This is a genomic window from Sphingomonas sp. 320_CC (assembly GCF_059691795.1).
In genome coordinates this window covers 1,404,014-1,429,044 of the sequence record NZ_JCAWAE010000001.1, presented here as the reverse complement: position 1 = coordinate 1,429,044, position 25,031 = coordinate 1,404,014, and the positions used below count along the sequence as shown (strand labels likewise).

Here is a 25,031-nt window from a genome sequence, read left to right as displayed (position 1 = left end):
CGCGGATCAGTTCACTTTTCCCGGTGGAACGATTGGCAGGGGAAGCGGGGCAACCGGAACGCCTTCGTCGACAAGGGCCTTCGCCTCAGCAAGGCTCGCCTGACCGTGGATGGTCGCGTGTTTCTCTTCCCCGAGGTGCATCGCGCGGGCGCGGTCGGCGAAGGCGGTGCCGACCCATTCCGAGGACTCGAGCGCCTTTGCCTGCCGGGTGGCAAGCATCTTCATCGCGACCTTGACCGCGTCCGGGGTCGGTGGTGCCGCCTTGCTGTTGCTCTTTGCCGAGATCGCGGGCGCCATCACCGCCTTGGTGATCGTGCCATCGTCGCAAACCGGACAGCGGACATGGCCCGCCGAGCGTTGCTCTTCATAGGAGCCGCTCGATCCGAACCACGCCTCGAACACATGGCCGCCACCGCACTTCAAGTCGAATACGATCAACCGACGGTCGATACGGGAGGAATCGTCCGGCGGTGCGCAAGGACTGGCATACGCGACCGCACCTGCTTAATCCGAGCGAGATCGATCTCCGCGAACGCCAGCCCTGCGCCCTCACCCATGTCGAGCAGCACATCGCCCCATGGATCGATCACAAGCGAATGGCCGTGGGTTTCGCGTCCGTCCTCGTGAACGCCAGTCTGCGCCGATGCAACGACGAACGCGCCCGCTTCGATCGCCCGCGCGCGCAGGAGGATTTCCCAATGCGCTGCGCCAGTCGGTCGCGTGAACGCGGCTGGGACCGACAGGATAGTCGCGCCCGCATCGCTCAATGCGCGATAGAGGTCGGCAAACCGGAGATCGTAGCAGATCGACGTACCGAGCTTGCCCGCGGGCGTGTCGACGACCGTCGCCGTCTCGCCCGCGACATAGGCTGAGGATTCCCGCCAGCTCTCACCGGACGGGAGGTCGACGTCGAACAGATGAAGCTTGTCGTAGCGTGCGCGGATCGCGCCGCTCGGGTCGATCACGAACCCACGGTTAGCGAATTTACCGTCCGCGCGTCGTACCGCAAGCGATCCCAGGTGGACCCAAATGCCGGCCGATGCCGCACCGTCACGGACGGCCGCCAGCACCGGGTCATTATCCTCGGCGACGATCGAGTTGGCAGCGCGGGCCCGATCGCGATCGACCAGACCCGACATTTCGGGCGTAAACAGCATCTCCGCCCCCGCTTCCGCAGCCATCCCAATCGCTTCGACAAGCGTCGCGGCGTTGACGGCGGGATCGATCCCGCTCGTCATCTGGAGGACGCCGATCTTCGCCATCAGGCGAGCAGTGCGTCGAGGCCGCCCTTCGCATCGAGCGCGGCCAGATCGTCGGATCCGCCGATATGCTTACCGTCGATGAAGACCTGCGGCATGGTCATGCGACCGCCAGACCGCTCGACCATCTCGGCCTTTTTCGGGCCCCCCATCGTGACGTCGAACTGCTCGGGCTCGACCCCCTTCGATGCGAGGAGCTTCAGCGCGCGCGTGCAATACGGACAGAACGCCTTGGTGTAGATTTCGACTTTAGCCATGAAGCGGGAAATGTGGTCTCGGTTTGCCGTTGTCAATCGTCAGACGCCGGCAAGACCCGCGCCCAGCACAGGATCATGACCGATCGCGCGCCCGCCTTGAGCAGCGCGCGGGTGCACGCGTCGGCAGTCGCTCCGCTGGTGTAGACGTCGTCCACCAACGCGATCGCCCTGCCCCGCACGCGGCCCGGCGCCGTAACCGCGAACGCGCCCGACACCGCCTTTGCCCGCTGTCGTCCGCCGAGCCCGCGCAACAGGATCGTCCGCCTGGGCCGCGTCAGAACGGTGCGATCGTGCCCTACCCCCGACAGCTTCGCGATGGCGTCGGCGATCAGCGCTGCCTGGTTGAAGCCGCGCGACCATATTCGCCAGCGGTGCAGCGGCACTGGCACCAGCAAGTCGACCTCGTCCGGCAGCAAGCGCCGCATCTGTCGCGCCATGGTCTCCGCAAAGGCGATACGCCCGCCATATTTCAGGCGCAGCGCCAGCGTCCGCGCGATCGGACCGTACGCGACGGCCGCACGGACGCCGGCATGACGCGGCGGATCCTCGAGGCATGCCGCACACCGTGCGTCGTCACCGCGATCGAACGCGAAGGGTCGGTTGCAGCTGGCGCACCACGGCGGTCCCAGGAAGCGCAACCCTGTCCAGCAGATCGCGCAGAACCGGTGATCCTCGGCAACCGGGGTGCCGCAACCGGCGCACCGCGGCGGCAAGGCGATCCCGGCGATGAAGCGGAACGGGGCGAGTATCTTCATCCAGCCCCCCCATGAGTGCCAGCCCTTGTCGGAGGCACGCGACCACGGCACAAGCGAAGACGTGTCCGATATCGTTTCAGAAAACTCCGCCCCAGAAATCTTCGACCGCGCCGCGCGCCGTGTCCGCCGGGACCGCGCCGCGCCCGGCTATGCCGAGCACGACTTCCTGCGGGCCACGATGCTCGACGGAATCGCCGAACGGCTGGATGCAGTGACCCGCGACTTTACCGACATCCTCGATCTCGGCTGCTTCGACGGCGCCTTCGCCCCGCCGCCGGGCGCTCGCGTGGCACGCTGCGATGCGGGGTTCGCGTTCGCTGCCAAGCCGGGCGGCGTGCAAGCCGACGAGGATCGCCTCCCGTTCGCCAATGCGTCGTTCGATCTCGTCGTAAGCGCCGGCGTACTCGATCAGGTCAACGACCTGCCCGGCGCGCTAGCCTTGATCCGCCGCGTGCTGCGTCCTGACGGCCTGTTTCTCGGTGCATTCGTTGGTGCGGGGAGTTTGCCGGCACTTCGCAGTGCGCTGAGGTCCGCGGAAAGCGAACGGCCCGCCGCGCGTCTCCATCCGCAGATCGACGTGCGATCCGCCGGCGACCTGCTGATGCGTGCGGGATTTGCCCTACCCGTGGCCGATGTGGAGACGCTCGACGTCGGGTACCGCGATCTCGGCCGGCTGCTCGGCGACCTGCGCGGAATGGGGGCGGGTAACATCCTGGCCCAGCGCCAGCCTCTCGTGTCGGCGACGGTGGGACGGACCGCTGCGGCTTTCGCAAGCGCATCGGACGATCGTGGCCGGACCCACGAGACATTCCAGATCGTGTTCCTGACCGGCTGGTCGCCAGACCCGTCTCAGCCCAAGCCAGCGAGACGCGGCAGCGCGACTGCATCGCTCGGCGCGGCGCTCGGGCGCCACGGTCAAAGCGACGCCTAGACGATTAGGCCGTCGCCGTCGGCGCCCCGTGCCAGGATCATACCCATCGCGTCGAACAGCGAATCCATCGCGACCGGTTTGAAAATAACGTCGTCTGCACCCGCCGTCAGACAACGCTCCCGCAGATCTGGCGCGATATCAGCGGTCACGACGATGATCGGCACCTTGGCTTTGGCGTCGCCCCGAGCACGGATATGCTGGATCGCGGTGATGCCATCCATGCCCGGCATCCGCAGATCGACAAGGATCATCGCGAAGTCCTGCTCGTCGAGGATCTCAAGACCGCGTTCCGCACTTTCCGCCTCGACCATAGCGACGCCTGCGACGTCGAGCATATCCTTGACGACGCGGCGGTTCATCCGGTCGTCCTCGATGAACAAAACGTTCACCGCACCCCCCGCTTAACATAGATCAAAGGAGGATATATCGTGGCCATATGGCCGCCTCTACGCCTCATGCAGCATGCGATACAAGGTCGGGATTCACGCCGTCGGTCGATACCGATCCATCGAACATTCTCGCAATCAGCGCCCCCCCGCTCACCGGCTTCGCAACGACCCGCGTGATCCCCGTACCCAGCAGTTCCTCACGCTCATCCTCTGCGGCAACGGGCCACAGCAACGTCGTTTCGGCACCCGAAATATACGCCGCCTCGGCAACCCGCGACAGTCCGCCCAGCGCGTCGTCGCCGACACGCACCGTCGCATCGTCGATCAACACGCGTGCGATGTCGCCATCGGCAAGACGCGTGACCGCTTCGTCGACCGAGGCTGCGAAGGTGATCGGGCCGCCGTGCGGTGCAAGCAACGTCCTGAACATGCTGCGCGTGATCGGGTTGCGATCGACGATCAGCGTACCCGGTCGCGTATCCGTCTCAACGATATCGACCGCCTTCGAGTCGGCACGGACCAACGGCAGGACCAGCGTGAAGGTCGCCCCCTGCCCCACGATGCTGCTGACGGACACGTCACCGCCCATGGCGCGCGCCAGATTGCGACAGATGGACAGTCCCAAACCAGTACCACCGAATTGCCGTGTCGTCCCGGCATCGGCTTGGCGGAACGATTCGAAGATTTCCTCGATCTTGTCGGCGGGAATACCGATACCGGAATCGGTGACGCCAACACGCAACCGGTCGTCGTCGCCAACCTGGATGCTCAGCGCGACATGGCCCGTCTTGGTGAACTTCAGCGCGTTCGACAGGAGATTGAAGACGATCTGCCGAACCCGTGCGGCGTCGCCCATGATCATTGCAGGGCAACCGCCGACATCGACGGTGAAGGAGAGGCCTTTCGCGCGCGCCTGCTCTTCCCACATCCGCGCCGCGTCCTTCACTGTCGCGCAGACGTCGAACGCAGCAGCCTCGATCGTCAGGTTGCCGGTTTCCATCTTGGCGATGTCGAGGATGTCGTTGACGAGCGCCCGCATCGTGATCCCGGCGCCATGTACCACGCCAAGCCGGTCGCGCATGTCCGCCGGAAGCGTCGGGTCCGCCAGCATCACCTGAGTCATGCCCAGAATACCGTTCAGCGGCGTCCGGATCTCGTGACTGGTCGTGGCCAGGAACTCGGTCTTCGCGGCCAGTGCCTTGCCCAATGCGCTGTTCGTCGTCGCAAGGTCGTCGTTGGCAGCACGTACCTGATCCCGGCTGCGACGGATCGTAACCAGCCCGATCGCCAGCAGAACGATAACGACCGCGACCGCAGCCCCCGTCGCGATAAAGATATTCCGCTGGGTCCGCGCCTGTGTGCGCTCGAACGCAATGCTGCGCTGCAATTCGCTGGCCTTGAGTTGGCTGATCCGTAACTCCTGATTGGCGAAATCGAATCGCGCCGCCATCAGCGCGGTCTTCGTGTCGGTGGCGAGCTTGGTGCCAGCGTCGTCGAGGCGCTTGAGAGCTTGCAGATGCACCAGCGCCGAAGTGGTGTCGCCCGTTGCCGTGAAGACATTGTACGCGGTCTGATGAAAATCGCGGTACGAAATGCCCGTGGTTTTCGGATCGATCCCGACCAGCGCACTTTCGATCAATCGATTAGCGCGCGGCAGGTCACCGTGTTGCAACGCCGCCTGCGCTGCCGTTGCCGTCAGGCGCCCTGCGAGACTCGGGTCACTGGGATCGGCCATCGCCCGCCCGTTCGCGATAGCCCGGTCCGCCAGCGTCAGGTTACCAAGTTCGAGCTGCACGCGCGCGATGTTCATATAGATCAGCTCGAGCAGGTTCCTGCTGTTAAGCTGCTTCGCGAGATCGAGCGCGTTCTTGAACTGCTCCGCGGCCTTCTTGTATTGTTTGTCCTCGGCGAACACCAAGGCACGGTTGTTGTAAACGGAGACGGCGATATTCACGTCCCCCCGATAGATATCGAGCGCCTGCTGATAATAGCGATCGGACGTCTCGGGGTCCTTAGCCTGCGTATAGAGCAACGCGATAAAGACCAGCGCCCGCGACTGCCCCCGAGCATCGCCAAGCTTTCGGTAGATACCGAATGCCAGTTGATAGTCGATAAGCGCATTGCCGACATGGCCCTGATAGCTGTCGAGCCACCCCATCGATATGAGCAGGTCGGCATGAAGCTTCGACTTTGGCTGATACCGTTTCACCGCCGCAAGTGCCCCCCGGATAAGCACATCCGCCTTGTCGGGGGTATTGATCCGGAGATACGCCTCGCCTTGGAGCCATTGTGCGGTGGCGATCGCAATGCCGCGAGCTTTCTCGTCGGCGATTTGTGCACCAAGGCGTTCGGCGACGATCGCTTTGGGCAACGCCTTGGCCGGATCGACCAGCATCGTCGCATTGGCATCCGCAACCGTCGTCTCGTATCGGTCGGCAGCAACGTCCTCTGCCTGGACGATAGCCGGTTGCGCCGACACGGCCGGGCCGATGAATGTCAGGGCTACGGCGGCGGCCGCTACGATCCAGCGCTGCGCCATTGCGATCAGGCGCGCTTCCAGACGGTCGCAAGACGATTGAACGGCGCGCGCATATCGGCTGCCAAAGCCTGATACTTTCCATCATCGAGAAAATGGATCAGCGCATCGAGGTTGATCGGTCGGCTAATGAGGAAGCCCTGGATCATGTCGCAGCCCATCACCGACAACAGTGCCATCGCCGCCTGGGTCTCGACACCCTCTGCGACCACCTCCATCTCGAGCGCGTGCGCGAGGTCGATCGTCGAGCGGACGATCAGCGGGTCGCGATTCGAACTCGTGAGCTGCGTCACGAAAAGCTTGTCAATCTTCAGTTCGCGTGCCGGCAACTGCTTCAGATACGCCAGCGATGACAGGCCGGCTCCGTAATCGTCAATCGCGATGACGATCCCAATATCCGCGAATATCTTGAGGTTTGCGATCGCGCTTTCCGGGTCACGGATGACCGACGTCTCCGTGATCTCAAACCCGAGTTGCGCCCCGCTCGCCTGCACCAACTCGCAGGCGCGACGAACGAAGCGCTTGTCGGCGAGCAATGCCCCCGCGATGTTGATGAAAATCCGGAGGTCGTGACCACTGGCAGCCAGTGCCTTCTGATCGGCAATCGAACGGCGGATCGTCCACAACGTAAGTGCGACGATATCCCGCGACTCCTCGGCCAGAGGAATGAAGTCGTTGGGCAGCACGAGCCCACGTGTCGGGTGGTTCCAGCGGACCAGGGCCTCGACGCTCGTGACCTGCTGGCGACGGAGGTGAACCTTTGGCTGGTATTGGAGGAACAGTTCCTCCTTTTCGATCGCACGCGTCAGGTCCAGCGATAGCTCGGCACGATCCATTGCCGCAGGGTTGCCGGTGACATCCCGCGCGATCGTGATTCGTTCGGCCCGAGCTTCGCGCAACGCGTGCTCGGCCTCTTCTATGAGCAGGACCTCGTCGCGGTGCGCCGAGGCGGCGGCAGCCCCCAACTGGATATGGATCACATACGACTCACCGTCGATGTCGAACGGGTCCTCGAACGCGATTTCCAGCGCGGCGATCGCAACGTCCAAGGCTAGCCGTGCCTCGCTCTCGAAGACGATTTCCGCCGTGTCGCGTCCCGCGACCATGACCCTGGCGTCGGGCAGCGTATTGGCGATCCGCGCCGCGACATCGACTATCACGGTGTCCGCCCTCGATCGCCCGAGATGACGCCGCAACACCGCAAAATTCGCAACCTCGGCAAGCACGAGAAACCGCCAAGAACCTTGTGAAGCCTGGCATATCGCATCCCGCGTGCGCTTTATCGACAGGTCGGCGTCCAACAGCCGAATGCCCCCTAAATGCGGGCTGCCTTCGACCTGACCGTGCGGAATGTGGCTCATCCCAACCCGCATAGCTCGGACGCATAAATATACCCTTAAGCACTTAGCACGCCCGGACGCCAAGAAGATGGTTAACAAATTACAAATGTTATTGTTTAACGCTTCATTAACCGATATTCGGAACCGGCACCTTCTCGGTGCCAATTAGGGAGCAAAACATGCTGAAGCTCATTATCGCGCTCGTTTACGGCGAAGGCATTCGCCCCTGGTGAATGCCGGTCGGCTCGAACATTGCGGAGGCGTCGAATAAGGGCGCGCCTCGGTGTTCGGGCCGACATTTTAAAGTGGCTGCTGTCTGGACCGAGGCACTTCGGCGCAACTGCCCGCCCGCTAAGTGCTGATTTTGCTTTATAGTCTTTCCATCGGCGAAGTGTGAACCTGCTTAGGCAAACCCCGCGCCGATCCTGGATGCCCCGACTGCTAGTCGGGACTCAAAACGGTACCCTCAGGCGGTAACGTGCTCGCGCCGCGCACGAGCCTGCATCGGGTTCGAGAACCGCATCGCATCATCGATTGAACCGAACTTGAGCGCGAGCACGTCCAGGGCGTAATTCTGGTTCAGCTTCCACGGCTTGCGCTCTCCCTGCGTCGGCAAAGCCGCGGCGGCGCGCTGCACGTACCCCGATGTGAAATCGAGGAACGACTCGCTCTTCATCGTCGGATCGTCATTGAACGGCGTCGCCTGACGCAGGCCGCGCTTCTTCATCGTATTCAACAGTCGGCACATGTAGATCGCCGTCAGGTCCGCCTTCAGCGTCCACGACGCATTGGTGTAGCCGAAGGTCGAGGACAGGTTCGGCACACCGTCAAACATCATACCCTTATATTGCAGCCGTCCGGCGAGCTCGATCGGCTTGCCGTCGAGGCTGAACGCGACACCGCTCATCAGTTGCAGTTCGAGGCCAGTGGCAGTGACGATCACGTCGGCGGGCAGGTCCTTGCCCGAATCGAGGCGGATGCCGTCGGGCGTGATCCGTGCAATCGTGTCGGTGACGATCGAGGCTGTGCCGGCGTTGATCGCGGTGAACAGGTCGCCATCGGGCACGAGGCAGACGCGCTGGTCCCACGGATTGTAGCGCGGGGTGAAGTGCGTCGCGACGTCGTAGTCCGGGCCGAGCTGATCGCGGACCATGCCGATCATCCGCTCCTTGACGACCGCCGGCTTCTTTCGCGCCATCCGGTAAAAGAACATCCCCATCAGCACGTTCTTCCACCGCGTGATGCCGTACGCTGCCTTTGCCGGCAGTTTCCCACGAAGCCAGTTCGCCACGCCGTCCTCGCCCGGCCGCGCGACGATGTAAGTCGGCGAGCGCTGGAGCATGGTTACGTGCGCCGCGGTCTTCGCCATCGACGGGACCAGCGTCACGGCAGTCGCGCCGCTGCCGATCACGACGACTCGCTTGCCGCTATAGTCGAGGTCTTCGGGCCAGAATTGCGGGTGGACGATCTGTCCGGCGAAACTGTCCGCTCCCTCGAACTCGGGCGAATAGGCCTTGGCGTAATTATAATAGCCCGCGCACATCGAGAGGAAGTTGCAGGTCAGCGTTACCGGGCCATCGGGGCCGGTGGCTTCGACGGTCCAGCGCGCGTCCTCGGTCGACCACGCCGCGGCCTTGACGTGGTGGCCGTAGCGAATCTTCCGATCGATTCCGTACGCTTGCGCCGTCTCCTCGACATAAGCACGGATCGAGGGGCCATCGGCGATCGACTTGGCCGCCGTCCACGGGTGGAAGACGAATCCCAGCGTATGCATGTCCGAATCGGAGCGAATGCCGGGATAGCGGAACAGGTCCCACGTCCCGCCCATCGACTGCCGACCCTCGAGGATCATGTAGCTGCGGTCGGGGCAGCGCGTCTGGAGGTGGTAGCCGGTGCCGATCCCGGAAATGCCGGCGCCCACCACGATCACGTCGACATGTTCGGTCATGCTGCATCCTCGCGCCCCGGCGTTACGCCGTAGGTTTCATAACCGAACCTATCCTGTTGTGATCTTTACTCAATAGTCCTTCGTATATTTCACGCTCGCGCTCTGCCCGCCGCTTGATCCCGCGGCCGACAACAGGCTTAGCGCCTTGGTCAGCGCGATCTCGAGCTGCGTCGAGGTGAAGCCCTTCGCGTCGGTCACGATCTCCACATAGATGTTCTTCGTGATGTACTTGCCCGCCGCGAGGCTCGTCCCGCGGCCGGTCGCTTGGTCGGCACCGAGCACGCGCAACCGGTCGAACCCGGTCGCCGAGCGGAGCTTGCCGAGCGGGTTCAGACCGCCGCCGCCCGATCCGCGCAGCGAGTTAAGCGCGGACGCCAGCTGAATCGCCTCGGTCGCCGACAAATTGGCCGGGCTCGACCCGAACAACAGGCGGCTGAGCACCTCGTCCTGCGGCAGGACCGGCGTCGACGTGAACGCGATCTGCGGCTTCTGGCCGGTCCCAGTGACGTTGATGACGACGGTGATGTCGCTAGTGGTCGTGGTCGCCTGGATGTTGATGTCCGGATCGGTCAGCGCACCGCCGCGGAAGCGGATCTGACCCTTGTTCACCTCGAACCGCTTGCCCGAGAACGAATAGGTGCCGCGGACCACGTCCATGCCGCCGGTGACGATCGGCGCGGCGGAGGTGCCGCCGATGTGCATGTCCATCTCCCATTCGGACTCGAGGCCCATGCCCGAGACGAACAGCTGGTTCGGCGCACGGACGCGAAGGTCGAGCTTGAACTTGCCGATAGCAGGCACGTCCGAGCGATCGGTCGAGACCGGCGTTCGGATGTCGCTCTTGCGGCGCACGCCCGTCAGTTCGGGAACCTCGGCCTGCCCTTGGCGGATGATCTGGTAGCGCGCCTCGGGGATCTGGAGATCACCCTGGATCAGGCCACCGTCGCGCCCGTTCGTCAGGTGGACCGTGCCCGTCGTAGTGGCGCTGATCGCGTCGCTCTTGGCGAGCTGCGCATTGTTCAGCGTCGCGCGGATGTCGATCGGGAAGCCGCTGTCCGCCGCAAACCCGATCCTGCCCTGCGCCTGCACGGTGCCGTCGCCGGCCTTCGCGTTGAGCTGCGTCAATTGCAGGTCGGTGTTCGAGAACCGCCCGGCGATCCGCATCTGCGACAGCCGCGTGCCATAGGTCTCGTTGTCGTAAGTCAGGTTGTCGGCGCGGACGACGCCGTTCAGCTGCGGTGCGGACAGGCGCCCGGAGAAGTCTGCCGCGACCGCGATCGGGCCCGACAGCTGCTGGTTCGGGATCGCGGCAAAGCTGAACAGCACCGCGGACGGACCGTTATAGCGGATCCCGCCCGACAGCGGCGCGGCCATCAGACGCGTGCTCCAAGAGCCGTTGCCGGCCGGCAGCGGCCGGAGGTTGGCGACCATGCGGCCGATGACCGACGTCCCGCGACGCACCAGGGCACGACCGGTCGCGCCGTCGCCGCCGAGCGTCCCGGCGAACACGATGTCGACGGGGTCGGAGACGGCAGCGAGACCCGAGCGCGTGAAGTTGGTGACGGTCACGCGTGCGTCTGCGGTCGGCAGTGCGGCCGAATTCGCCTGCGCAAAATCGAGGCTGCCGGTCGCCTTGCCGCCGATCCCGAGGTTGGGGACGAGAGCGGAGAGCGTCGACAGGTCGAGGCGATCGAGCCGGACCTGCGCGTTCGTGCCGCGGCCGTAGCTGCCAGCCAGGCGCGCCGAGCCACCGCCTGCGCCACCGAAGTCGATCCGGGTCGGCGACAGGCGATATTCGCCCTTTACCGCCTGGATGCGCGCCGGGTTGACGGTGCGGAAATCGATGCCGTTCGCTTGGCCCTGTGCGGCGACGAGGTAGGTGTTGGGGCTGAGCTTCGCGTTGACGGCGAGGCGGAACGGCACGCCGTTCGAGCCGGTCAGCAGCGCCTGCGCGGTGCCGTTGCCGCCGACATAGTTCACCTTCGCACGTGCCGCCGAGAGGACGATCGCGCCGTAACGCATGTCCGCGACCTGCGCGTCGGCGACGATCTGCGGCGTCGGCGTCAGCACCGCGGTGGCGTTGACGATCGCGCGGCCGATGGTGAAGTCGACCATGCCGGGGATCTTGGCGCCGTTGGCGCGCGCCGCGACATCGGCGCGCTGGTAGCCGCCCTGGTTGGCGAGACGGACATTGCCCGACAGGCCCTGGCCAGCGAACTGGAGCGCGCCCGCGAATGGGCCGGCCGCCGTCTGAACGATCCGGCCGCTGCCGACGATCCCGGCGAACACCACGCGGCGCACGTCGACCGCGAGCTGCGCCCCCGGCTTGACCAGCACGTCGGCGGTGAACGGCCCGTAATTGGTGCTGCCGCTCGCGGTGACGGCATAGGCGCCGCCGCGGCCGACGATCCGCGCGTTAAGGTTCACCAACCCGACGCCGACGCCCGGACGCGGTGCGCGCAGGACGACGACCGGCGCCGTTGCGCTGCCCGTCACGCGGGCGAACAAGGGACCGTAGGCGGTCGAATACGCGTCGGCATTCACCAGCACCGCACCGGTCGCCGGATCAAACCGGCCTTCGCCGCTGGTCACACGGAACTGTGGCGCGTTCATCCGGAGATTGCGGAAGGTGACGATGCCTTCGGGGCTGTAGCCGATGTCCGAGCGGACGATCGCGTTGCCGCCGAGGAAGCTGCGCGCACCTTCGTTGAAGATCTGCGAAGTCTGCGCGACGACGCGGCCGGTGATCCCGAAACCGCCGTTCGGGCCCGGTACCAGCTTGGCGTCGGTCGTCAGGTTGACGATGCCAATGCCGTCGACGCGGTAATTGTTGATCCGCCCCTTGAGCGCGCCGGTATAGCGCCCGGTCGCCATGTTCGCGACGACGACCGCGGTCGCGTCGATCTTGTCCGAACGGATCTTGAGGTTGTCGGAGAGGACGTTGACGCCCGAGATCGCGAAGTCGCCGTCGATCGCGACGTTAGTCGCGAGCCCGCCGACCGCGGCATTGAGCCCCGTCACGCGACGCGCGCGCGCCTTGATCGGTACGAGGATACGGTCCGAGTTCACGCGTGCGAGCCCCTCGGCGTAGAGGTTCTCGACGCCCATGTCGCCGAACGCGATCGTGGTGGCGCGGACCTTGTAGTCGACCGTCGGCGTCGCGAACGCACCGTCGAGGACGACCCGCGCCGTCACGTCACGACCGCGCAGGTTCGGCAAGATCGCGCCGGGCGTCAGGAGCTTCGCGTTCACCGCGAAATTGCCGAACCGGCTGTTGGCGAGATCGATCAGGCCGCCGGCGTCGACCGCGAGCGCGTCCGACTTCAGCGTCATCCGCGTGTCGGCCTTGCGGTCGTTCAGCGTCGTGTCGATCGCGACGTCGAGCTGCGGCGACGTCAGGCGCTCGACCGGCCCTTCGAGATACAGGCCGGGACGCGTCGAACCGCGCACTTCGATATGGCCGTTCTTCGCAGTCAGCCCGAGGTTGGCGAGTTGCCCGCCGCCGAGCGTTGCGACGGCGCGCCCCTGCCACGAGGCCCAGCTGCCGCGGCCATCGACGGTCGCGGTCAACGGTGCCTTGAACGACCCCATCGTCGACACGACGCCGCCGACCGGAGCGGTCAGCTTCAAATTCACGTCGAGCTTGTTCTGCTCGGGCACCGCGTCGAGCTTCAGTACGAGGCGGTCGCCGCCGGCGATGCCGGGGCCGGTCAGCGCGGTCGCGTTGGTGGTCAGCTGCGCGCGCTTGTCGGCGATGTGGACCGCGCCGTCGATCTTGACGATATGCGTCTGGCCGGTGACCGGCTTGGCGATCAGGAAGCGATCGATAACCAGGCGGTTCACGTCGATGTCGAGATCGGGGAGCAACGGCGCGTTGGGATCGGTCGGCGTCGCGTTGAGCACCGGGCGGCGCTGCAGCGTGACCAGCGGCGTGGTCAGCGAACGCACATCGACATGGTTCTTGGCAAACGCGAACGGACGCCAGTCAACGGCGAGCTTCGGGCTGGTCAGGAAGACGCCCTTGGGATCGGACACGCGCACGTCGCTGAGCGTCATCGCGCCGTAGATCGAGCCATCGATCCGGCCGACCTTGATGTTCAGCCCGGATGCGGTGGTGTAGCCGCCGATCTGGTCAGCGACGAGGCGCCGGCCCGGATCGGTGTTGATCCCGAACAGCACGATCAGGACGAGCGCGATCAGGCCGACGACCAGGATCGCCAGCCATTTCAGGATGCGCTGCCACAGGGGGCGACGTTCGACGATCACCGTTTCGGTCTGCTCGAACTGGTCCCGCTCAGTAGGGCCCTGTTCAACAGGTGGAGTGCCGTTTTCGGCCATCAGAATGCCTGCCCGATCGAGATGTAGAGGGCGATCTTGCCGTCGCCCTCGCGTGGGTTCAGCGGCGTCGCGACATCGAAACGCATCGGGCCGAAGCTGGTATAGAATCGCCCGCCGATGCCCGCGCCGTAGCGCAGGGACGACAGGTTCGGCGTGCTGCTCTCATAGCTGTTGCCGGCGTCGATGAACGGCACGATGCCGAAATCGCCGAACCGGTAGCGGGCTTCGAGCGCGAATTCGTTGAGCGAGCGCCCGCCGACCGGATCGCCGTTCGGATCGAACGGCCCGAGCCGCTGGTATCCGTAACCGCGCACCGATCCGCCGCCGCCGCCGTAATAGCGCCGCGAGGGGGCGAGGTCGTCACGGGAAACGCCTTGGATCGAGCCCGCCTTGGCGCGCCCGGCGATGACGATGCTACTGGAGACGGGGTAGTAGAACGTCCCCTCGATCATCGTCCGGATGTAAGGCTTTACCGACCCCTGCACCGACGTCTCGGGGCTGAGGTTGAGCGTCAGGCGATAGCCCTTGGTCGGGTTGAGCAAGCTGTCCGAGCGATCGAACTTCACCTGGCCCGGCAACGCGACGATGCCGTAGGTGCGGCGCACGTTCTCGCCGCGACCGAAATCATAGACGCTTTCGTTCGTGCCGACGAGTTCGCCGCCGTAATAATAGGTCAGCGGCTTCTGCCAGATCGGCGTGGAGTCGTAGCTCCAGCGGACGCCGACACTGGTCGTGAACGCGTCGTACGCATCGTAATTCGAATGGTTCGCGCCTGCGGTCAGGCTGAACGTCTTGTCGCGCTTGCCCGCATTGGCACGGCGGAACGTGCCCGACAGGCCCTGCTCCTGCGTACCCGCGATTACCGATCCGATCAGCGCGCCCTCGTACGGGAACAGGTTGCGGTGCTGCCACGTGCCTTCCGCGCGGAAGCCCTGCCCGGTCGAGAACCCGACATTGCCGCCGAGCGACCGCGGCTTGCCCTCGCTCTGGCGGACCAGCAGGTCGACCTGCTCGGTGCCGTCGGGGTTGATCGTGCCGGTGCGGACCGGTTCGACCGACACGGTAGAGAACAGCGACGTCGCGACCAGCGCATCGCGCAGGTCGTCGGTCATCCGGTTGTCGTAGAGTTCGCCCGCCTTGAACCGGGGGAACAGGTTCAGATGCTCGAGGTTGAAGACCGGATCGCCCTCGGTGCGAAGCTGCCCGAACGACGAGCGCGGTCCGGTATCGACGGGCAGCGTGTACGCGCCGGTCGGGGTCCGGTCGTCGAGCAGGATGTCGCGCTCGCCGACCTTGACGAATGGATAGCCCTGCTGCGGCAGCGTCAGGCTGACATTCGCCTCCGCGCCCTGAATGCGTGCGGCCTCGATCGGATCGCCGACCTTGAGCGGCAATTGCGTGCGGACGAGATCGGGCGGGGTCGTCGCGTCCGCTTTCACGGTGATCGACGACAGCGAATAGAGCCGGCCGGGTTGCGCGCTGACGGTCGCCTTCAGCCGCGCGGGCTTGGTCTTGTCGGCGTCGGGGATCGTCTCGATCGTCGAGATCGCCGTCGCATCGTAATAGCCGAGCGACTTCAGCAGCCGCACCGCCAGCGCCTCGTCCTCGCGGGCACGCGCCGCGACCTGCGTGGCGTTCGCCGCTTTGCCCTTGCCCTCGGCGAGCGCGGACAGCGCCTTGTATTCGCCTTCGAGCCCGTCGCCCGCCTTGTCGAGACCTTTGGTGGCGGTCTCGTAGCGGATTTCGGGCGCGTCCTTGTCCTTGATATCCGCCGCGGTCTGAAGCGGGGTCGTGTCGAAGCTCGACAGCGGCGTCAGCGGTTGCGCGAGCTGCGGATCGCTGGGGCCGGTCGGGGGCAGGACGTCGCCGGCCAGCGTGGTCGCGGGGGTCGTTGCGGTGGCGGGTGTCGCGGGTGTTTGCGTCGAGGGAGCGGGCAACGGTGCCATCGCTTCCAACGGCGCGTTGAGGTCGCCGCTCAACGGCGGCAAAGCGCTGTCGAACTCGGCGTCGGGCACGATCGGCGCGTCGGAACGCGGGTCGTTCGACTGCGACTGGTCGCTGGGCTTCGGCGCGTCGGGACCTTTGGCTGGGGCGGTGCCCGGCTTCACCAACTGCGCGGAACCGACGCCCGCGAATCCCGTTGTCGACGCTACCAACGCCAAAGCGAGCCAATGATGCCGGCTGTTAGAAGCTGTCACACGATCCCCTTTACAGGCAGCGATCGTGCTCGATTCACCCCCATCTTCGTCCTCGTAACGCACATAGGACGGCTTGGTTTCACAAAAATTAACCTCAGACACAGCCGATTAGGCCACCGACCGGTATGACGACAGTATCCCGTCCGGGGCGGTCGATCCGTAGCGTCGCGGACGTCACGGTCGCGCCTGCGGAGATGTCGGCGCGGACCGCGACCGCCATATCGAGCGTCGCGGTCACGTCGCCGCCGCGATATTGCGTGACGCCGCCGAAGCCGAAGCCGATCGCGGGCGACTGGGTCGTCATCGCGTAGTCATTGGTCTTGCCGTCGATCGCGAGACGGATCTGCGCGGGGTCGGCGGTGGCCATCGCGACGAGTTGCCGACCGGCGTCCATGCTCCAGAGATACGCGGCGCATCCCTTCGCGGGGAGCTTCTGCTGGCCGATCGCGCCGAGGGGGCCCGGACCTGAATTGGCAGCTGGCGCAGGCGTCGCGGCTTGCAGCGCGAGCATAAGAGCGAGCGATATCATGGCGTCACGCCTATCATGAACAGCCACGCGGGATAAGCCGCGATCGCCAGCAACGCGCCGAATGGAAGCGCCGTGTCCGCTGCCATGCTGCGTCCCTTGAGGTGTGCGGCAAGGACGACGCCGAGCCCAATCATGCTCGCGATCAGCAATACGGCGGGCAACATCTGCCACCCGAGCCACAGTCCGATCGCTCCGAACAGCTTGGGATCGCCGCCGCCCATCCCGTCGCGGCCACGTATGCGCCGATAGCCGACCGCGACCAGCCACAGCGTCCCGAACCCGGCGAGTCCGCCAATCAGCCGTTCCTGAAGCGGCGGGTCGATACCAAGCGCGGCGCCAATGAGCCCGGTCGCAGCCAGCAGGATCGTCAGCCGATCGGGCAGCCAGAATGCGACGAGGTCGAGGCTTGCCAACGCCAGCAACAGCCATCCGAACACCGCGCCGGCGATGCCGACCGTCCCCGGTGCGACGATCCCCGCTGCCAAGCCGATCGCCAACCCCGCCAACTCGATCCGCCAGTGCACCGGACTGATCGCAACGCCGCATCCTTGGCACCGACCGCGCAGGACGAGCGCACTCACCAACGGCACCAGCTCGACCGCGCGGAGTGTCCGCCCGCAGCCATCGCACGCCGAGCGCCCCTGCATCACCGATCGCCCGTCGGGCCAGCGCGTCACCAGCGCCGCGACGAAGCTGCCGATGATCGCCCCGAGCACGCCCAGCAGCACCGCCCAGAACGCAGCCTCAGACACCTGTTTTCCGCACTAGGTAGCGATACACGCCGAGGAGGTTGATCCCGAACAACACGATGTTCTGCGTGCCCAGCGCCCAGTCCCCGGTCAAGGCCGCACCGCTCAGCCACGCGATCGACGAGGCAACGAACAGCACGAACCCCCACCCCGTCACGCGCCGCCCGAAATCGAGCGACACCATGAAGGCGGCGATCACCCCCGACCCTGCTGCACACCATTTGAGCGTCGTGATGAGTGTTTCCATGACGGGAGGTCTAGGCGCATCCCGCGGTGCTTTGTATTGCCGCACATCAACCCCAGATACGGGGGCAGAAGAATATATGGAGAGTGAAGTGGCCGCCGATCGAGATCCTATCGTCATCCTGTCCTACGCACGTACGCCAATGGGGTCGTTCCAGGGTGCGCTTGCCGGCGCGACCGCGACGCAGCTTGGCGCCGATGCGGTGCGCGGTGCGGTCGAGCGCTCGGGCGTTTCGGCGGCCGAGATCGAGCGGATCTACATGGGCTGCGTGCTCCCCGCCGGGCTCGGCCAGGCGCCGGCGCGACAGGCTGCGATCAACGCCGGGCTCGGCGATCACGTCGAGGCGACGACGGTCAACAAGATGTGCGGTTCGGGGATGCAGGCGGCGATCCTAGCCGCCGATGCGCTCGCGGCTGGGTCGGTCGACCTGCTCGTCGCGGGCGGCATGGAGAGCATGACCAACGCGCCGTACCTTTCCAAGAGCCACCGAGGCGGCGCGCGGATCGGGCATGACCGGATGTACGACCACATGTATCTCGACGGGCTCGAGGATGCGTACGAACCCGGCAAGCTGATGGGCAATTTCGCCGAGGACACCGCGCACGAATACCAGTTCACGCGCCAGCAGATGGACGACTACGCGATCGAGTCGCTGCACCGGGCACAAGCCGCGCAGAAGTCCGGCGCTTTCGACCGCGAGATCGTCTCCGTCGATATTGCGGGGCGGAAGGGCACTACCACGGTCTCGCTCGACGAGCAGCCGGCGAAGGGCGACGTCGCCAAGATCCCGACGTTGAAGCCTGCCTTCTCGAAGGAGGGCACGATCACCGCCGCCAATGCCTCGTCGATTTCCGACGGTGCTGCCGCCTTGGTGATGACGCGTGCGAGCGTTGCAGAGCGCCTTGGCATTACTCCGATCGCGCGCGTCGTTGCACACGCCGCGCATGCCCACGCCCCGGCCCTGTTCACGACCGCGCCGGTGTTCGCGATGCGGAAGGCTATGGAAAAGGCCGGCTGGTCGGCGTCGGACATCGACCTGTTCGAGGTCAACGAAGCCTTCGCCGTCGTCGCGATGATCGCGATGCGCGACCTTGGCTTGCCGCACGACAAGGTGAACATCCACGGCGGCGCGTGCGCGCTAGGCCATCCGATCGGTGCAAGCGGCGCGCGGATTTTGGCGACGTTGCTTTCGGCGTTGGAGACGACTGGCCAAAAACGCGGGCTTGCCTCGCTCTGCATCGGCGGCGGAGAGGCGACTGCGATGGCGGTGGAATTGATGAACTGATCCGCTGACCTCCCCCTCCCTAAAAGGGGGGGCGGGGGTTGGTCGGTGTCCACATTACGCCATCATCAAGCCCCCTCAAACACTCACGGCAGAGCCTCACCGGCCTCGACACCCCAGAGACCACCGATCTGCACAAACCCCGCCTGCCCCTTCACGTCCATTCTACACCAGCCATTGCCGCACTGGCTCAGCCGCCCGACCACGCCCGGCGCTGCGCGCCAAAGCAATTTGGCGGACGAGACGGGCTTCTCGCGCATCTCCACCGGCCCCGCGCCGTGGACGATCGCGGTGCGCGTGCCGCTGAGCAGGTTCGCCTGCATCCAGCCTTCCGTGCCATCGGGATCAGCGACCTTGCGCCATTCCTTGAAGATCGCGACCACCTTGATCGGGAGATCCTGGCGTTGATACAGCCAGCTCGCCGGATACGTCCGCGCCGGCCCGGTCCGCATCCGCGCGCGCGACGCCGAGATCGACGCGTAATAGGGCACGCTCTTCTTCGTCGCGTCGGCAGCCGCCACGGGGTCGGGCACCAGCGCAGCGGCAACAAGAGCGGAAAGCGCGGCGGCGAGAATGCGCATGGTCATGTCCTAACTGGCGAGCCGAACTCCTATCGCGACCAACCGCTTTCCTCAACCGAAGTTGCGGCCCCGACGTTGACGGAACGTTGACGGGCACGAGCGCCTTCGCCAAGCCGGTCGCATGATCGACACACGCCGCTGTCCGAACCCCAAGGTCGTCGTCACCCGCGAGCTGGCCGATACGCTGATGGATCGGATGGAGGCGCTGTTCGACACGCAGAACAACCGCGCCGATGTGAAGCTCGACCGCGACCAGCTCGCCGCGGCGATGGCCGATTGCGACGTGTTCGTGCCGACCGTGACCGACGACATCGACGCCGCACTGATCGCCGGCGCGGGCGACCGTCTGAAGCTGATCGCGAACTACGGTGCGGGCGTGAACCACATCGACCTGAAGGCGGCACGCGCACGCGGGATCATCGTCACCAACACGCCGGGAGTGCTCACCGAGGACACCGCCGATATGACGATGGCGCTAATCCTGTCGGTACCGCGGCGGCTGGCCGAGGGCGAGAAGCTGGTACGGTCCGGCCAGTGGAACGGCTGGAGCCCGGGCGGCATGCTGGGCCATCGAATCGGCGGCAAGGCGCTCGGGATCGTTGGGATGGGACGGATCGGCCAGGCGGTCGCGCTGAGGGCGCGCGCGTTCGGGCTGACGATCCATTATCATAACCGCACCCGCCTGCCCGCGGTCCGCGAGGCGCAACTGGTCGCCACCTTCCACGCATCGCTCGACGACATGCTCGGGGCGGTCGACATCGTCACGATCCACACGCCCTTGAATGCCGATAGCCGCGACCTGATCGACGCCCGCCGGATCGGCCTTATGCAGCCGCACGTGTACCTCATCAACGCGGCGCGCGGCGGGATCGTCGACGAAGGTGCGCTGGTCGATGCACTGGAGGCGGGCAAGCTGGCGGGCGCAGGTCTCGACGTCTGGGCACACGAGCCGGTGATCGATCCGCGATTGCTTGCTCTGCCCAACGTCGTGATGCTGCCGCACATGGGCTCCGCAACGCTCGAGGGGCGAATGGCATCGGGCGAGCGCGTCATCCAGAATATCCGGATGTGGGCCGATGGCCATCGCCCGCCGGATCAGGTGCTCGACGGGTGGGTCTGAACCCGTCGATACAATCTAAATCAAGATTTGGAACCGATGCCGCGGTGCAGCATTTGTTGGATACCCCCGGAGAGACAGGAGTATCCAAGATGAAGAAGTTTGCCGTTTCCGCCCTGCTGGTCGCATCCGCCGTCTCGATGAGCGCATGCTCGACGCTCAAGGGCGCGGGCATCGGTGCAGCCGGTGGCGCAGGCGTTGCCGCCGCGACCGGTGGTAGCGTCGAGAAGGGCGCAGCCGTTGGCGGCGCTGGTGGCGCGGTCGTCGGCACTGTCGCCGACTGATCGATGGACGATCCCCCCCCGCCAGGGGAGGTGTCAGCGAAGGTGACGGAGGAGGAGGACGCGGAACAAAGGTTGTCCTTTCCTCCCCCTCCGTCTGGCAAGGGCCAGCCACCTCCCCCTGCGGGGGAGGATCGCAGCGATCTTAAACCGCGCGCATCCAATGTGTTCGCGCGACGTTCCCGGTCAGAACCTTCGACCCGAACGCCTTGATGATCTTCGCGGCATCGGCACTGTTCATCAGCACGACGCGCGTGCCACCTGATGGCAGCGTCTCGATCGCACTGATGATCGCGTCATGCTTCTTGCACATCGCAACGACCTGAGGCTGTTCAACGCTGACGTTGACGGCGCGCGAGATCGGCACGACCGTTTCGGTGCCCGTCGTCACGATGCGGCCCCTGAGATCACGAAGAAAGAATAGATCGTCATGCGGCATTCCCGGCTCGGAGCGGGAGCGCAAAGCATCTCTCAGTCGCAGCCTGCCCGTACGAAGCGCCGCGATGCCTCCACTATGCGCGCTATCGCTCCGAACGGCAATGGCGCGGCATGCTTTGGCTATGCTCGCACCCGCAGCAAAGCAAGACCGAACCCGACGAAGATCGCCCCCGTCACACGGTCGAAGGCGCGCCGCAACGCCGGGCGCGTCAGATAGCGCGCGAGCGTCCGCCCACCGGCTGCATACACGCCGTACCAAAAGCTCTCGACCACCGCGAAAGTCACGACGAGTATCGCGAACTGCGGCGCCTGCGGTGACGCGCGGTCGACGAACTGCGGCAGGAAGGCGGCGGCGAACAACAGCAGCTTGGGATTGCTGATCCCGATCACGAACCCGCCGCGATACAGCCGCCACGCCGATACGGTCGGGGGAAGTGCCACCGGCGACGTATCGTCGCCGACGTCGATCGGAGACCCCGCCCCGCGCCACGCCTTAATCCCGAGGAATATCAGATACGCAACGCCGCCATAGCGCAGCGCATCGAACACCCGCGGCCACGCCGCCAGCAACGCGGACACGCCTGCTGCCGACGCCGCCAGCACGAGCACCAGCGCGGTCAGGCACCCCGCCATCGCCGCGACGCTCCGCCGCGCACCGAAGGCAATGCTGCGCGTCATGACGTGCAGCATGTTTGGTCCGGGCGTCCCGCATAACAGGAACACCGCGACTACGAACAACCACCAGGCGTGTAGAGCCATTGTTGTTTCTACTCGCTCAGCTACTGAAAAACGCAAGCTAGCGCCACAACTCGGCAGTTCCGGCTCAGGACCTCGGTAGACTTAAAGTGTCTATCGAGACGTTGTCAGCAGTTGCTTCACCTCCCCGGCGCAGGCCGGGGTCCAGTTAGGGGACGCTGCTATGTCACGCAGAGCTCCGTTACTGCGACCTCTCCACCTGGACCCCGGCCTTCGCCGGGGAGGTGCACCGCTGGACAGAACGGTGCCCGGACAAGTCGAGCGACCCTGAGGCCCGGCCTGATGGAAAGGCCTCAATCCCCCGTCAAAATCCGGTCGACCAGCTGCCCGACGCTTGGCACGAACCCGTTCGAATAGAACGGATCCTTCTTGAAATTATACGCCGCATGGCCCGCGAACATCAGATTCTGGTCGATGTCCCCGCCGTGCGCGATGTCCTGCAACGTCTTCTGAATGCAGAAGCTGCGTGGGTCGGCGAGGCGTCCGGTCGAGTTAGTCTCGGTATCCGCCCAGCTCGAGAACGAGCATTGCGACAGGCAGCCCATGCAGTCGGCCTGGTCCTTGCGGATCATGCCCTTCTCGGTCGGGCTGACGAACACCAGCGTGTTGTCCGGCGTCTTCAGCGCATCTGTGTAGCCCTCGCCGAACCACTGCCGCGCACGCAGCAAATCGTTGCGCGTCACCCAGAAGTTCTTGCCCTTCACGCCGACGTCGAGCTGGAACACATGATCGCCAGCCTCCTGCGTCGAGAACGCGATCTGGCGCTCGGAGCGTGCTTCCAGCGAGCGCAGGAACGGATTGCGCACTGCCGACGAATAGAACCCAGTCGGCGAGAACTTATGCAGCAGCACATCGCCTTCCTCGATCTGCGTCAACGCGTCCTTCCACCCCTGCGGGATCGGGCTCTCGCGCGTCAGCAAGGGCCGCGTGCCGAACTGGAACGCGATCGTGCCGAGCTCGGGATTGTCGATCCAGTCGTTCCAGTCGCGCAGATACCAGACGCCGCCCGCCATCACGATCGGCACGTCGTCGCTGATGCCGCCTTCGCGCATCACGTCGCGCAGTTCCTTCACGCGCGGATACGGGTCCTGCGGCTTCAACGGGTCCTCGGCATTCGACAGGCCGTTATGCCCGCCTGCAAGCCACGGATCCTCGTACACCACCGCGGCAAGCCACTCGGCTGCCTTCGAATAGGCGCGCTTCCACAGCGCGCGGAAGGCACGGCCGGAGCTGACGATCGGCAGGTAGCTGACGCCGTAGGACGCAGTGATCTCGGACAGCTTGTACGGCATGCCCGCACCGCAGGTGACGCCGGCCACCTTGCCGCGGGTGCGTTCGAGCACGCCGTGCAGGATCCGCTGCGCGCCGCCCATTTCCCACAGCACGTTGATGTTGATCGCGCCCTTGCCGTCAGCGATCTCGTACGCGCGCTCGACCTGCTGGACCGCGCCCTCGATCGCGTACTGAACGAGCTCCTCGTGCCGGTCGCGTCGTGTCAGCGCCGCATAGACCTGCGGGATGATCTTGCCTTCGGGATCGTAGCTGTCGGCGTTGACTGCCGAGACGGTGCCGATGCCCCCGGCCGCAGCCCAGGCGCCGGCCGACGCGTGGTTGGTCGCGGCGACGCCCTTGCCGCCCTCAACCAGAGGCCAGACTTCCCGACCGTTATAGACGATAGGCTTCAGGCCCTTGAACACGACGTCACCTCTCCCGGAAAATACGGCCCCCTATATCGCAAGGACGCAACGCGCGAGCAATATTACGACCTAGGTTAGTAGTTCGCCTAGTACGCCAGGCCGTCCGAGTGCGTCTTCGTACAACGCACGATAGCGAGCGATCATAACCGCTTCGTCGAATTCAGCCCGCGCCTTGGCCTGGTTCGCGGCGCCGACCGAGGCGCGCAACACGGGATCGGCGACCAGCGCCTGCAACGCGTCGCGCAATCGCACTTCGCCGGGGAGTTCGGTCACGAACGGCAAATTCTCCGGCGAGACCATTCGCCTGATATCGCCGACCGGGTAGCTCGCGATCGGCAAGCCGGCCGCCATCGCCTCGACCACCGAGATCGGAAACTGCTCGCTCCGCGACGACAGCGCCAGCATGTCGAAATGGCCAATATAGCGGTACGGCCGATCGAGGAATCCGGGCAGTACCAGCTTGTCCGCCATCCCCATCGCCGCAGCGGCCTGCAGTATGTTCGCGCGCTCCGGCCCCTCCCCGACGATCACGAGGCGAACCCGCCCGGAAACGCCACCGACCGCACGCACCAGCGCAGTCAGGTCCTTCACGTCTCGAAGGCCCGCCAGCGCGCCGATCACGACTTCCTTTGCGTTGGGCGTAAATCCCGGAATCGCCTTGGGTTCGGGCTTCTGCGCGTAATAGGCGGTGCCGATTCCGTTGACGATCCGGTGGACCCGCTCGCGCGGCTGCTTCCACGTCTTCAGCGCGATGCCTTCCAGCACCTCGGACGGCACCGCCAGCGCATGCGCCGCGCCCAGCGCGAGCCGCCGGTAGATGTTGCGCTCGATCTTGAGCCCGTTCGCCTCGTCGGCGTTAAACCCATCCTCGTGATGCACCAGCGGCGGCGCGCCTTTGGCGAACGCCCGTCGCGCCATTGCCCCGTCGATCGCGCCCCAGTTGTACGTCAGCACCAGATCGAACCGCCGCATATACTGCGCTATCGCCTCGTAGCGCGCGACCGAAGGCTTGCCCGTCAGCGGCGGCGGGTTCTGCGCGATCTCGTAGCGCACCCCCTTCGCGATCGAGTCCCGCGCGCTCAGCGCATCGGGCACGCCCGACACGATGGTGTGTTTCGCGCGATCGCCGAACGCATTCATCAGCCGAACCGCGCGCGCTTCCTTCCCTCCTAGGTCGAACGAGGAGTGGAGGTGGAGGATGTTGACGGGAGCGGCCATGGCCGACGCGATGCCGATTTTCGCGAGCGCTTTCAAGGGCGCGTGCGGACTTACCGTGCGCGAGCGCTGGCAACACAATCTGCATCGGTACAGTATTGCCGTCGAATCGGACCATTCATCCAAGTCTTTGCATCGATAGCCAAGCGAAACGGACAATGTTCGCGTTGAGCCTTATGCGACCTAGCCCG

At 65.4% G+C, this 25,031-nt stretch carries 23 protein-coding genes; 5 read left to right on the top strand and 18 right to left on the bottom strand.

Annotated elements, in window-relative coordinates; all coding sequences use genetic code 11:
• Positions 1 to 6 precede the first annotated feature (6 nt).
• Genes AC59GX_RS06695 through AC59GX_RS06680 form a run of 4 tightly spaced genes read right to left on the bottom strand, consistent with a single transcriptional unit; the run spans position 7 to position 2,271 of the window.
• On the bottom strand, positions 7 to 438 hold the full coding sequence (locus AC59GX_RS06695) for a DUF1178 family protein (protein ID WP_426280427.1): 432 nt from the start codon (positions 436 to 438) through the stop codon (positions 7 to 9).
• On the bottom strand, positions 435 to 1,262 hold the full coding sequence (locus AC59GX_RS06690; RefSeq protein WP_426280428.1) for a carbon-nitrogen hydrolase family protein: 828 nt from the start codon (positions 1,260 to 1,262) through the stop codon (positions 435 to 437). The genes AC59GX_RS06695 and AC59GX_RS06690 overlap by 4 nt, the downstream gene beginning before the upstream one ends.
• A complete protein-coding gene (grxC, locus tag AC59GX_RS06685; protein ID WP_056063132.1) occupies positions 1,262 to 1,516 on the bottom strand; it encodes a glutaredoxin 3 in 255 nt (84 codons plus the stop codon). Before grxC ends, AC59GX_RS06690 begins: the two co-directional genes overlap by 1 nt.
• 32 nt (positions 1,517 to 1,548) lie before the next feature.
• Positions 1,549 to 2,271: a ComF family protein gene (locus tag AC59GX_RS06680; protein WP_426280429.1), complete on the bottom strand. Its 723-nt coding sequence runs from the start codon at positions 2,269 to 2,271 to the stop codon at positions 1,549 to 1,551.
• 70 nt (positions 2,272 to 2,341) lie between these two features.
• On the opposite strand from AC59GX_RS06680, the gene AC59GX_RS06675 reads away from it, so the two are divergent.
• A complete protein-coding gene (locus AC59GX_RS06675; RefSeq protein WP_426281096.1) occupies positions 2,342 to 3,202 on the top strand; it encodes a class I SAM-dependent methyltransferase in 861 nt (286 codons plus the stop codon).
• Here the strand turns inward: AC59GX_RS06675 and AC59GX_RS06670 are convergent.
• The 9 genes from AC59GX_RS06670 to AC59GX_RS06630 all read right to left on the bottom strand — a co-directional run bounded on the left by AC59GX_RS06670 (position 3,199) and on the right by AC59GX_RS06630 (position 17,476).
• The gene (locus tag AC59GX_RS06670) at positions 3,199 to 3,591 is read right to left on the bottom strand and encodes a response regulator (protein ID WP_426280430.1); all 393 of its coding nucleotides are present in this window, start codon (positions 3,589 to 3,591) and stop codon (positions 3,199 to 3,201) included. The genes AC59GX_RS06675 and AC59GX_RS06670 overlap by 4 nt on opposite strands.
• Before the next feature lie 64 nt (positions 3,592 to 3,655).
• A complete protein-coding gene (locus tag AC59GX_RS06665; RefSeq protein ID WP_426280431.1) occupies positions 3,656 to 6,130 on the bottom strand; it encodes an ATP-binding response regulator in 2,475 nt (824 codons plus the stop codon).
• Between the two features lie 5 nt (positions 6,131 to 6,135).
• Positions 6,136 to 7,488: an EAL domain-containing protein gene (locus AC59GX_RS06660; protein ID WP_497301274.1), complete on the bottom strand. Its 1,353-nt coding sequence runs from the start codon at positions 7,486 to 7,488 to the stop codon at positions 6,136 to 6,138.
• A gap of 445 nt (positions 7,489 to 7,933) precedes the next feature.
• Positions 7,934 to 9,415: a flavin-containing monooxygenase gene (locus tag AC59GX_RS06655; RefSeq protein WP_426280433.1), complete on the bottom strand. Its 1,482-nt coding sequence runs from the start codon at positions 9,413 to 9,415 to the stop codon at positions 7,934 to 7,936.
• A 69-nt stretch (positions 9,416 to 9,484) separates the two neighbouring features.
• Entirely contained in the window at positions 9,485 to 13,753 is a 4,269-nt protein-coding gene (locus AC59GX_RS06650) for a translocation/assembly module TamB domain-containing protein (RefSeq protein ID WP_426280434.1), read from the bottom strand.
• Entirely contained in the window at positions 13,753 to 15,915 is a 2,163-nt protein-coding gene (locus AC59GX_RS06645; protein ID WP_497301351.1) for an autotransporter assembly complex protein TamA, read from the bottom strand. Before AC59GX_RS06645 ends, AC59GX_RS06650 begins: the two co-directional genes overlap by 1 nt.
• Positions 15,916 to 16,045: 130 nt before the next feature.
• On the bottom strand, positions 16,046 to 16,480 hold the full coding sequence (locus AC59GX_RS06640; RefSeq protein ID WP_426280436.1) for a hypothetical protein: 435 nt from the start codon (positions 16,478 to 16,480) through the stop codon (positions 16,046 to 16,048).
• Positions 16,477 to 17,232 (bottom strand): prepilin peptidase, encoded by a 756-nt coding sequence (locus AC59GX_RS06635; RefSeq protein ID WP_426280437.1) that lies wholly within the window; start codon positions 17,230 to 17,232, stop codon positions 16,477 to 16,479. The genes AC59GX_RS06640 and AC59GX_RS06635 overlap by 4 nt, the downstream gene beginning before the upstream one ends.
• The gene (locus AC59GX_RS06630) at positions 17,225 to 17,476 is read right to left on the bottom strand and encodes a hypothetical protein (protein ID WP_426280438.1); all 252 of its coding nucleotides are present in this window, start codon (positions 17,474 to 17,476) and stop codon (positions 17,225 to 17,227) included. The genes AC59GX_RS06635 and AC59GX_RS06630 overlap by 8 nt, the downstream gene beginning before the upstream one ends.
• Positions 17,477 to 17,564: 88 nt before the next feature.
• On the opposite strand from AC59GX_RS06630, the gene AC59GX_RS06625 reads away from it, so the two are divergent.
• Entirely contained in the window at positions 17,565 to 18,758 is a 1,194-nt protein-coding gene (locus AC59GX_RS06625) for an acetyl-CoA C-acyltransferase (protein WP_426280439.1), read from the top strand.
• Positions 18,759 to 18,841: 83 nt separating this feature from the next.
• On the opposite strand, the gene AC59GX_RS06620 is transcribed toward AC59GX_RS06625, so the two are convergent.
• Positions 18,842 to 19,342 carry an SH3 domain-containing protein gene (locus AC59GX_RS06620; RefSeq protein WP_426280440.1) on the bottom strand — a complete coding sequence of 167 codons (501 nt, stop codon included), beginning with the start codon at positions 19,340 to 19,342 and terminating at the stop codon, positions 18,842 to 18,844.
• Positions 19,343 to 19,457: 115 nt separating this feature from the next.
• Here AC59GX_RS06620 and AC59GX_RS06615 point away from each other — a divergent pair, with 115 nt between their 5' ends.
• Both AC59GX_RS06615 and AC59GX_RS06610 read left to right on the top strand, forming a co-directional pair.
• Entirely contained in the window at positions 19,458 to 20,456 is a 999-nt protein-coding gene (locus AC59GX_RS06615; RefSeq protein ID WP_426280441.1) for a 2-hydroxyacid dehydrogenase, read from the top strand.
• An 89-nt stretch (positions 20,457 to 20,545) separates the two neighbouring features.
• Positions 20,546 to 20,737: a YMGG-like glycine zipper-containing protein gene (locus tag AC59GX_RS06610; RefSeq protein ID WP_093399163.1), complete on the top strand. Its 192-nt coding sequence runs from the start codon at positions 20,546 to 20,548 to the stop codon at positions 20,735 to 20,737.
• Between the two features lie 142 nt (positions 20,738 to 20,879).
• Here AC59GX_RS06610 and AC59GX_RS06605 read toward each other — a convergent pair whose 3' ends face one another.
• From AC59GX_RS06605 to AC59GX_RS06590, 4 genes are all read right to left on the bottom strand, one after another.
• Positions 20,880 to 21,125, bottom strand: coding sequence for a hypothetical protein (locus AC59GX_RS06605; protein WP_133019121.1), 246 nt, complete (start codon positions 21,123 to 21,125; stop codon positions 20,880 to 20,882).
• A gap of 167 nt (positions 21,126 to 21,292) precedes the next feature.
• Positions 21,293 to 21,931 carry a LysE family translocator gene (locus AC59GX_RS06600; RefSeq protein ID WP_497301269.1) on the bottom strand — a complete coding sequence of 213 codons (639 nt, stop codon included), beginning with the start codon at positions 21,929 to 21,931 and terminating at the stop codon, positions 21,293 to 21,295.
• A gap of 290 nt (positions 21,932 to 22,221) precedes the next feature.
• Positions 22,222 to 23,625, bottom strand: coding sequence for an NAD(P)H-dependent flavin oxidoreductase (locus AC59GX_RS06595; protein WP_056063082.1), 1,404 nt, complete (start codon positions 23,623 to 23,625; stop codon positions 22,222 to 22,224).
• Between the two features lie 69 nt (positions 23,626 to 23,694).
• Positions 23,695 to 24,843 carry a glycosyltransferase gene (locus AC59GX_RS06590; RefSeq protein WP_426280443.1) on the bottom strand — a complete coding sequence of 383 codons (1,149 nt, stop codon included), beginning with the start codon at positions 24,841 to 24,843 and terminating at the stop codon, positions 23,695 to 23,697.
• Here AC59GX_RS06590 and AC59GX_RS06585 point away from each other — a divergent pair.
• Complete coding sequence (locus AC59GX_RS06585) at positions 24,842 to 24,982, top strand: hypothetical protein (protein ID WP_426280444.1); 141 nt, start codon at positions 24,842 to 24,844, stop codon at positions 24,980 to 24,982. The two genes, AC59GX_RS06590 and AC59GX_RS06585, sit on opposite strands and share 2 nt — an antisense overlap.
• Positions 24,983 to 25,031 lie beyond the last annotated feature (49 nt).

Bases quoted from the DNA above. Each gene is read 5' to 3' on its own strand.
- AC59GX_RS06690 (WP_426280428.1), bottom strand. From the start codon at position 1,262: ATGGCGAAGATCGGCGTCCTCCAGATGACGAGCGGGATCGATCCCGCC.
- grxC (WP_056063132.1), bottom strand. From the start codon at position 1,516: ATGGCTAAAGTCGAAATCTACACCAAGGCGTTCTGTCCGTATTGCACG.
- AC59GX_RS06680 (WP_426280429.1), bottom strand. From the start codon at position 2,271: ATGAAGATACTCGCCCCGTTCCGCTTCATCGCCGGGATCGCCTTGCCG.
- AC59GX_RS06665 (WP_426280431.1), bottom strand. From the start codon at position 6,130: ATGGCGCAGCGCTGGATCGTAGCGGCCGCCGCCGTAGCCCTGACATTC.
- AC59GX_RS06660 (WP_497301274.1), bottom strand. From the start codon at position 7,488: ATGAGCCACATTCCGCACGGTCAGGTCGAAGGCAGCCCGCATTTAGGG.
- AC59GX_RS06655 (WP_426280433.1), bottom strand. From the start codon at position 9,415: ATGACCGAACATGTCGACGTGATCGTGGTGGGCGCCGGCATTTCCGGG.
- AC59GX_RS06650 (WP_426280434.1), bottom strand. From the start codon at position 13,753: ATGGCCGAAAACGGCACTCCACCTGTTGAACAGGGCCCTACTGAGCGG.
- AC59GX_RS06640 (WP_426280436.1), bottom strand. From the start codon at position 16,480: ATGATATCGCTCGCTCTTATGCTCGCGCTGCAAGCCGCGACGCCTGCG.
- AC59GX_RS06630 (WP_426280438.1), bottom strand. From the start codon at position 17,476: ATGGAAACACTCATCACGACGCTCAAATGGTGTGCAGCAGGGTCGGGG.
- AC59GX_RS06620 (WP_426280440.1), bottom strand. From the start codon at position 19,342: ATGACCATGCGCATTCTCGCCGCCGCGCTTTCCGCTCTTGTTGCCGCT.
- AC59GX_RS06615 (WP_426280441.1), top strand. From the start codon at position 19,458: ATGATCGACACACGCCGCTGTCCGAACCCCAAGGTCGTCGTCACCCGC.
- AC59GX_RS06610 (WP_093399163.1), top strand. From the start codon at position 20,546: ATGAAGAAGTTTGCCGTTTCCGCCCTGCTGGTCGCATCCGCCGTCTCG.
- AC59GX_RS06600 (WP_497301269.1), bottom strand. From the start codon at position 21,931: ATGGCTCTACACGCCTGGTGGTTGTTCGTAGTCGCGGTGTTCCTGTTA.
- AC59GX_RS06585 (WP_426280444.1), top strand. From the start codon at position 24,842: ATGGCCGACGCGATGCCGATTTTCGCGAGCGCTTTCAAGGGCGCGTGC.
- AC59GX_RS06590 (WP_426280443.1), bottom strand. From the start codon at position 24,843: ATGGCCGCTCCCGTCAACATCCTCCACCTCCACTCCTCGTTCGACCTA.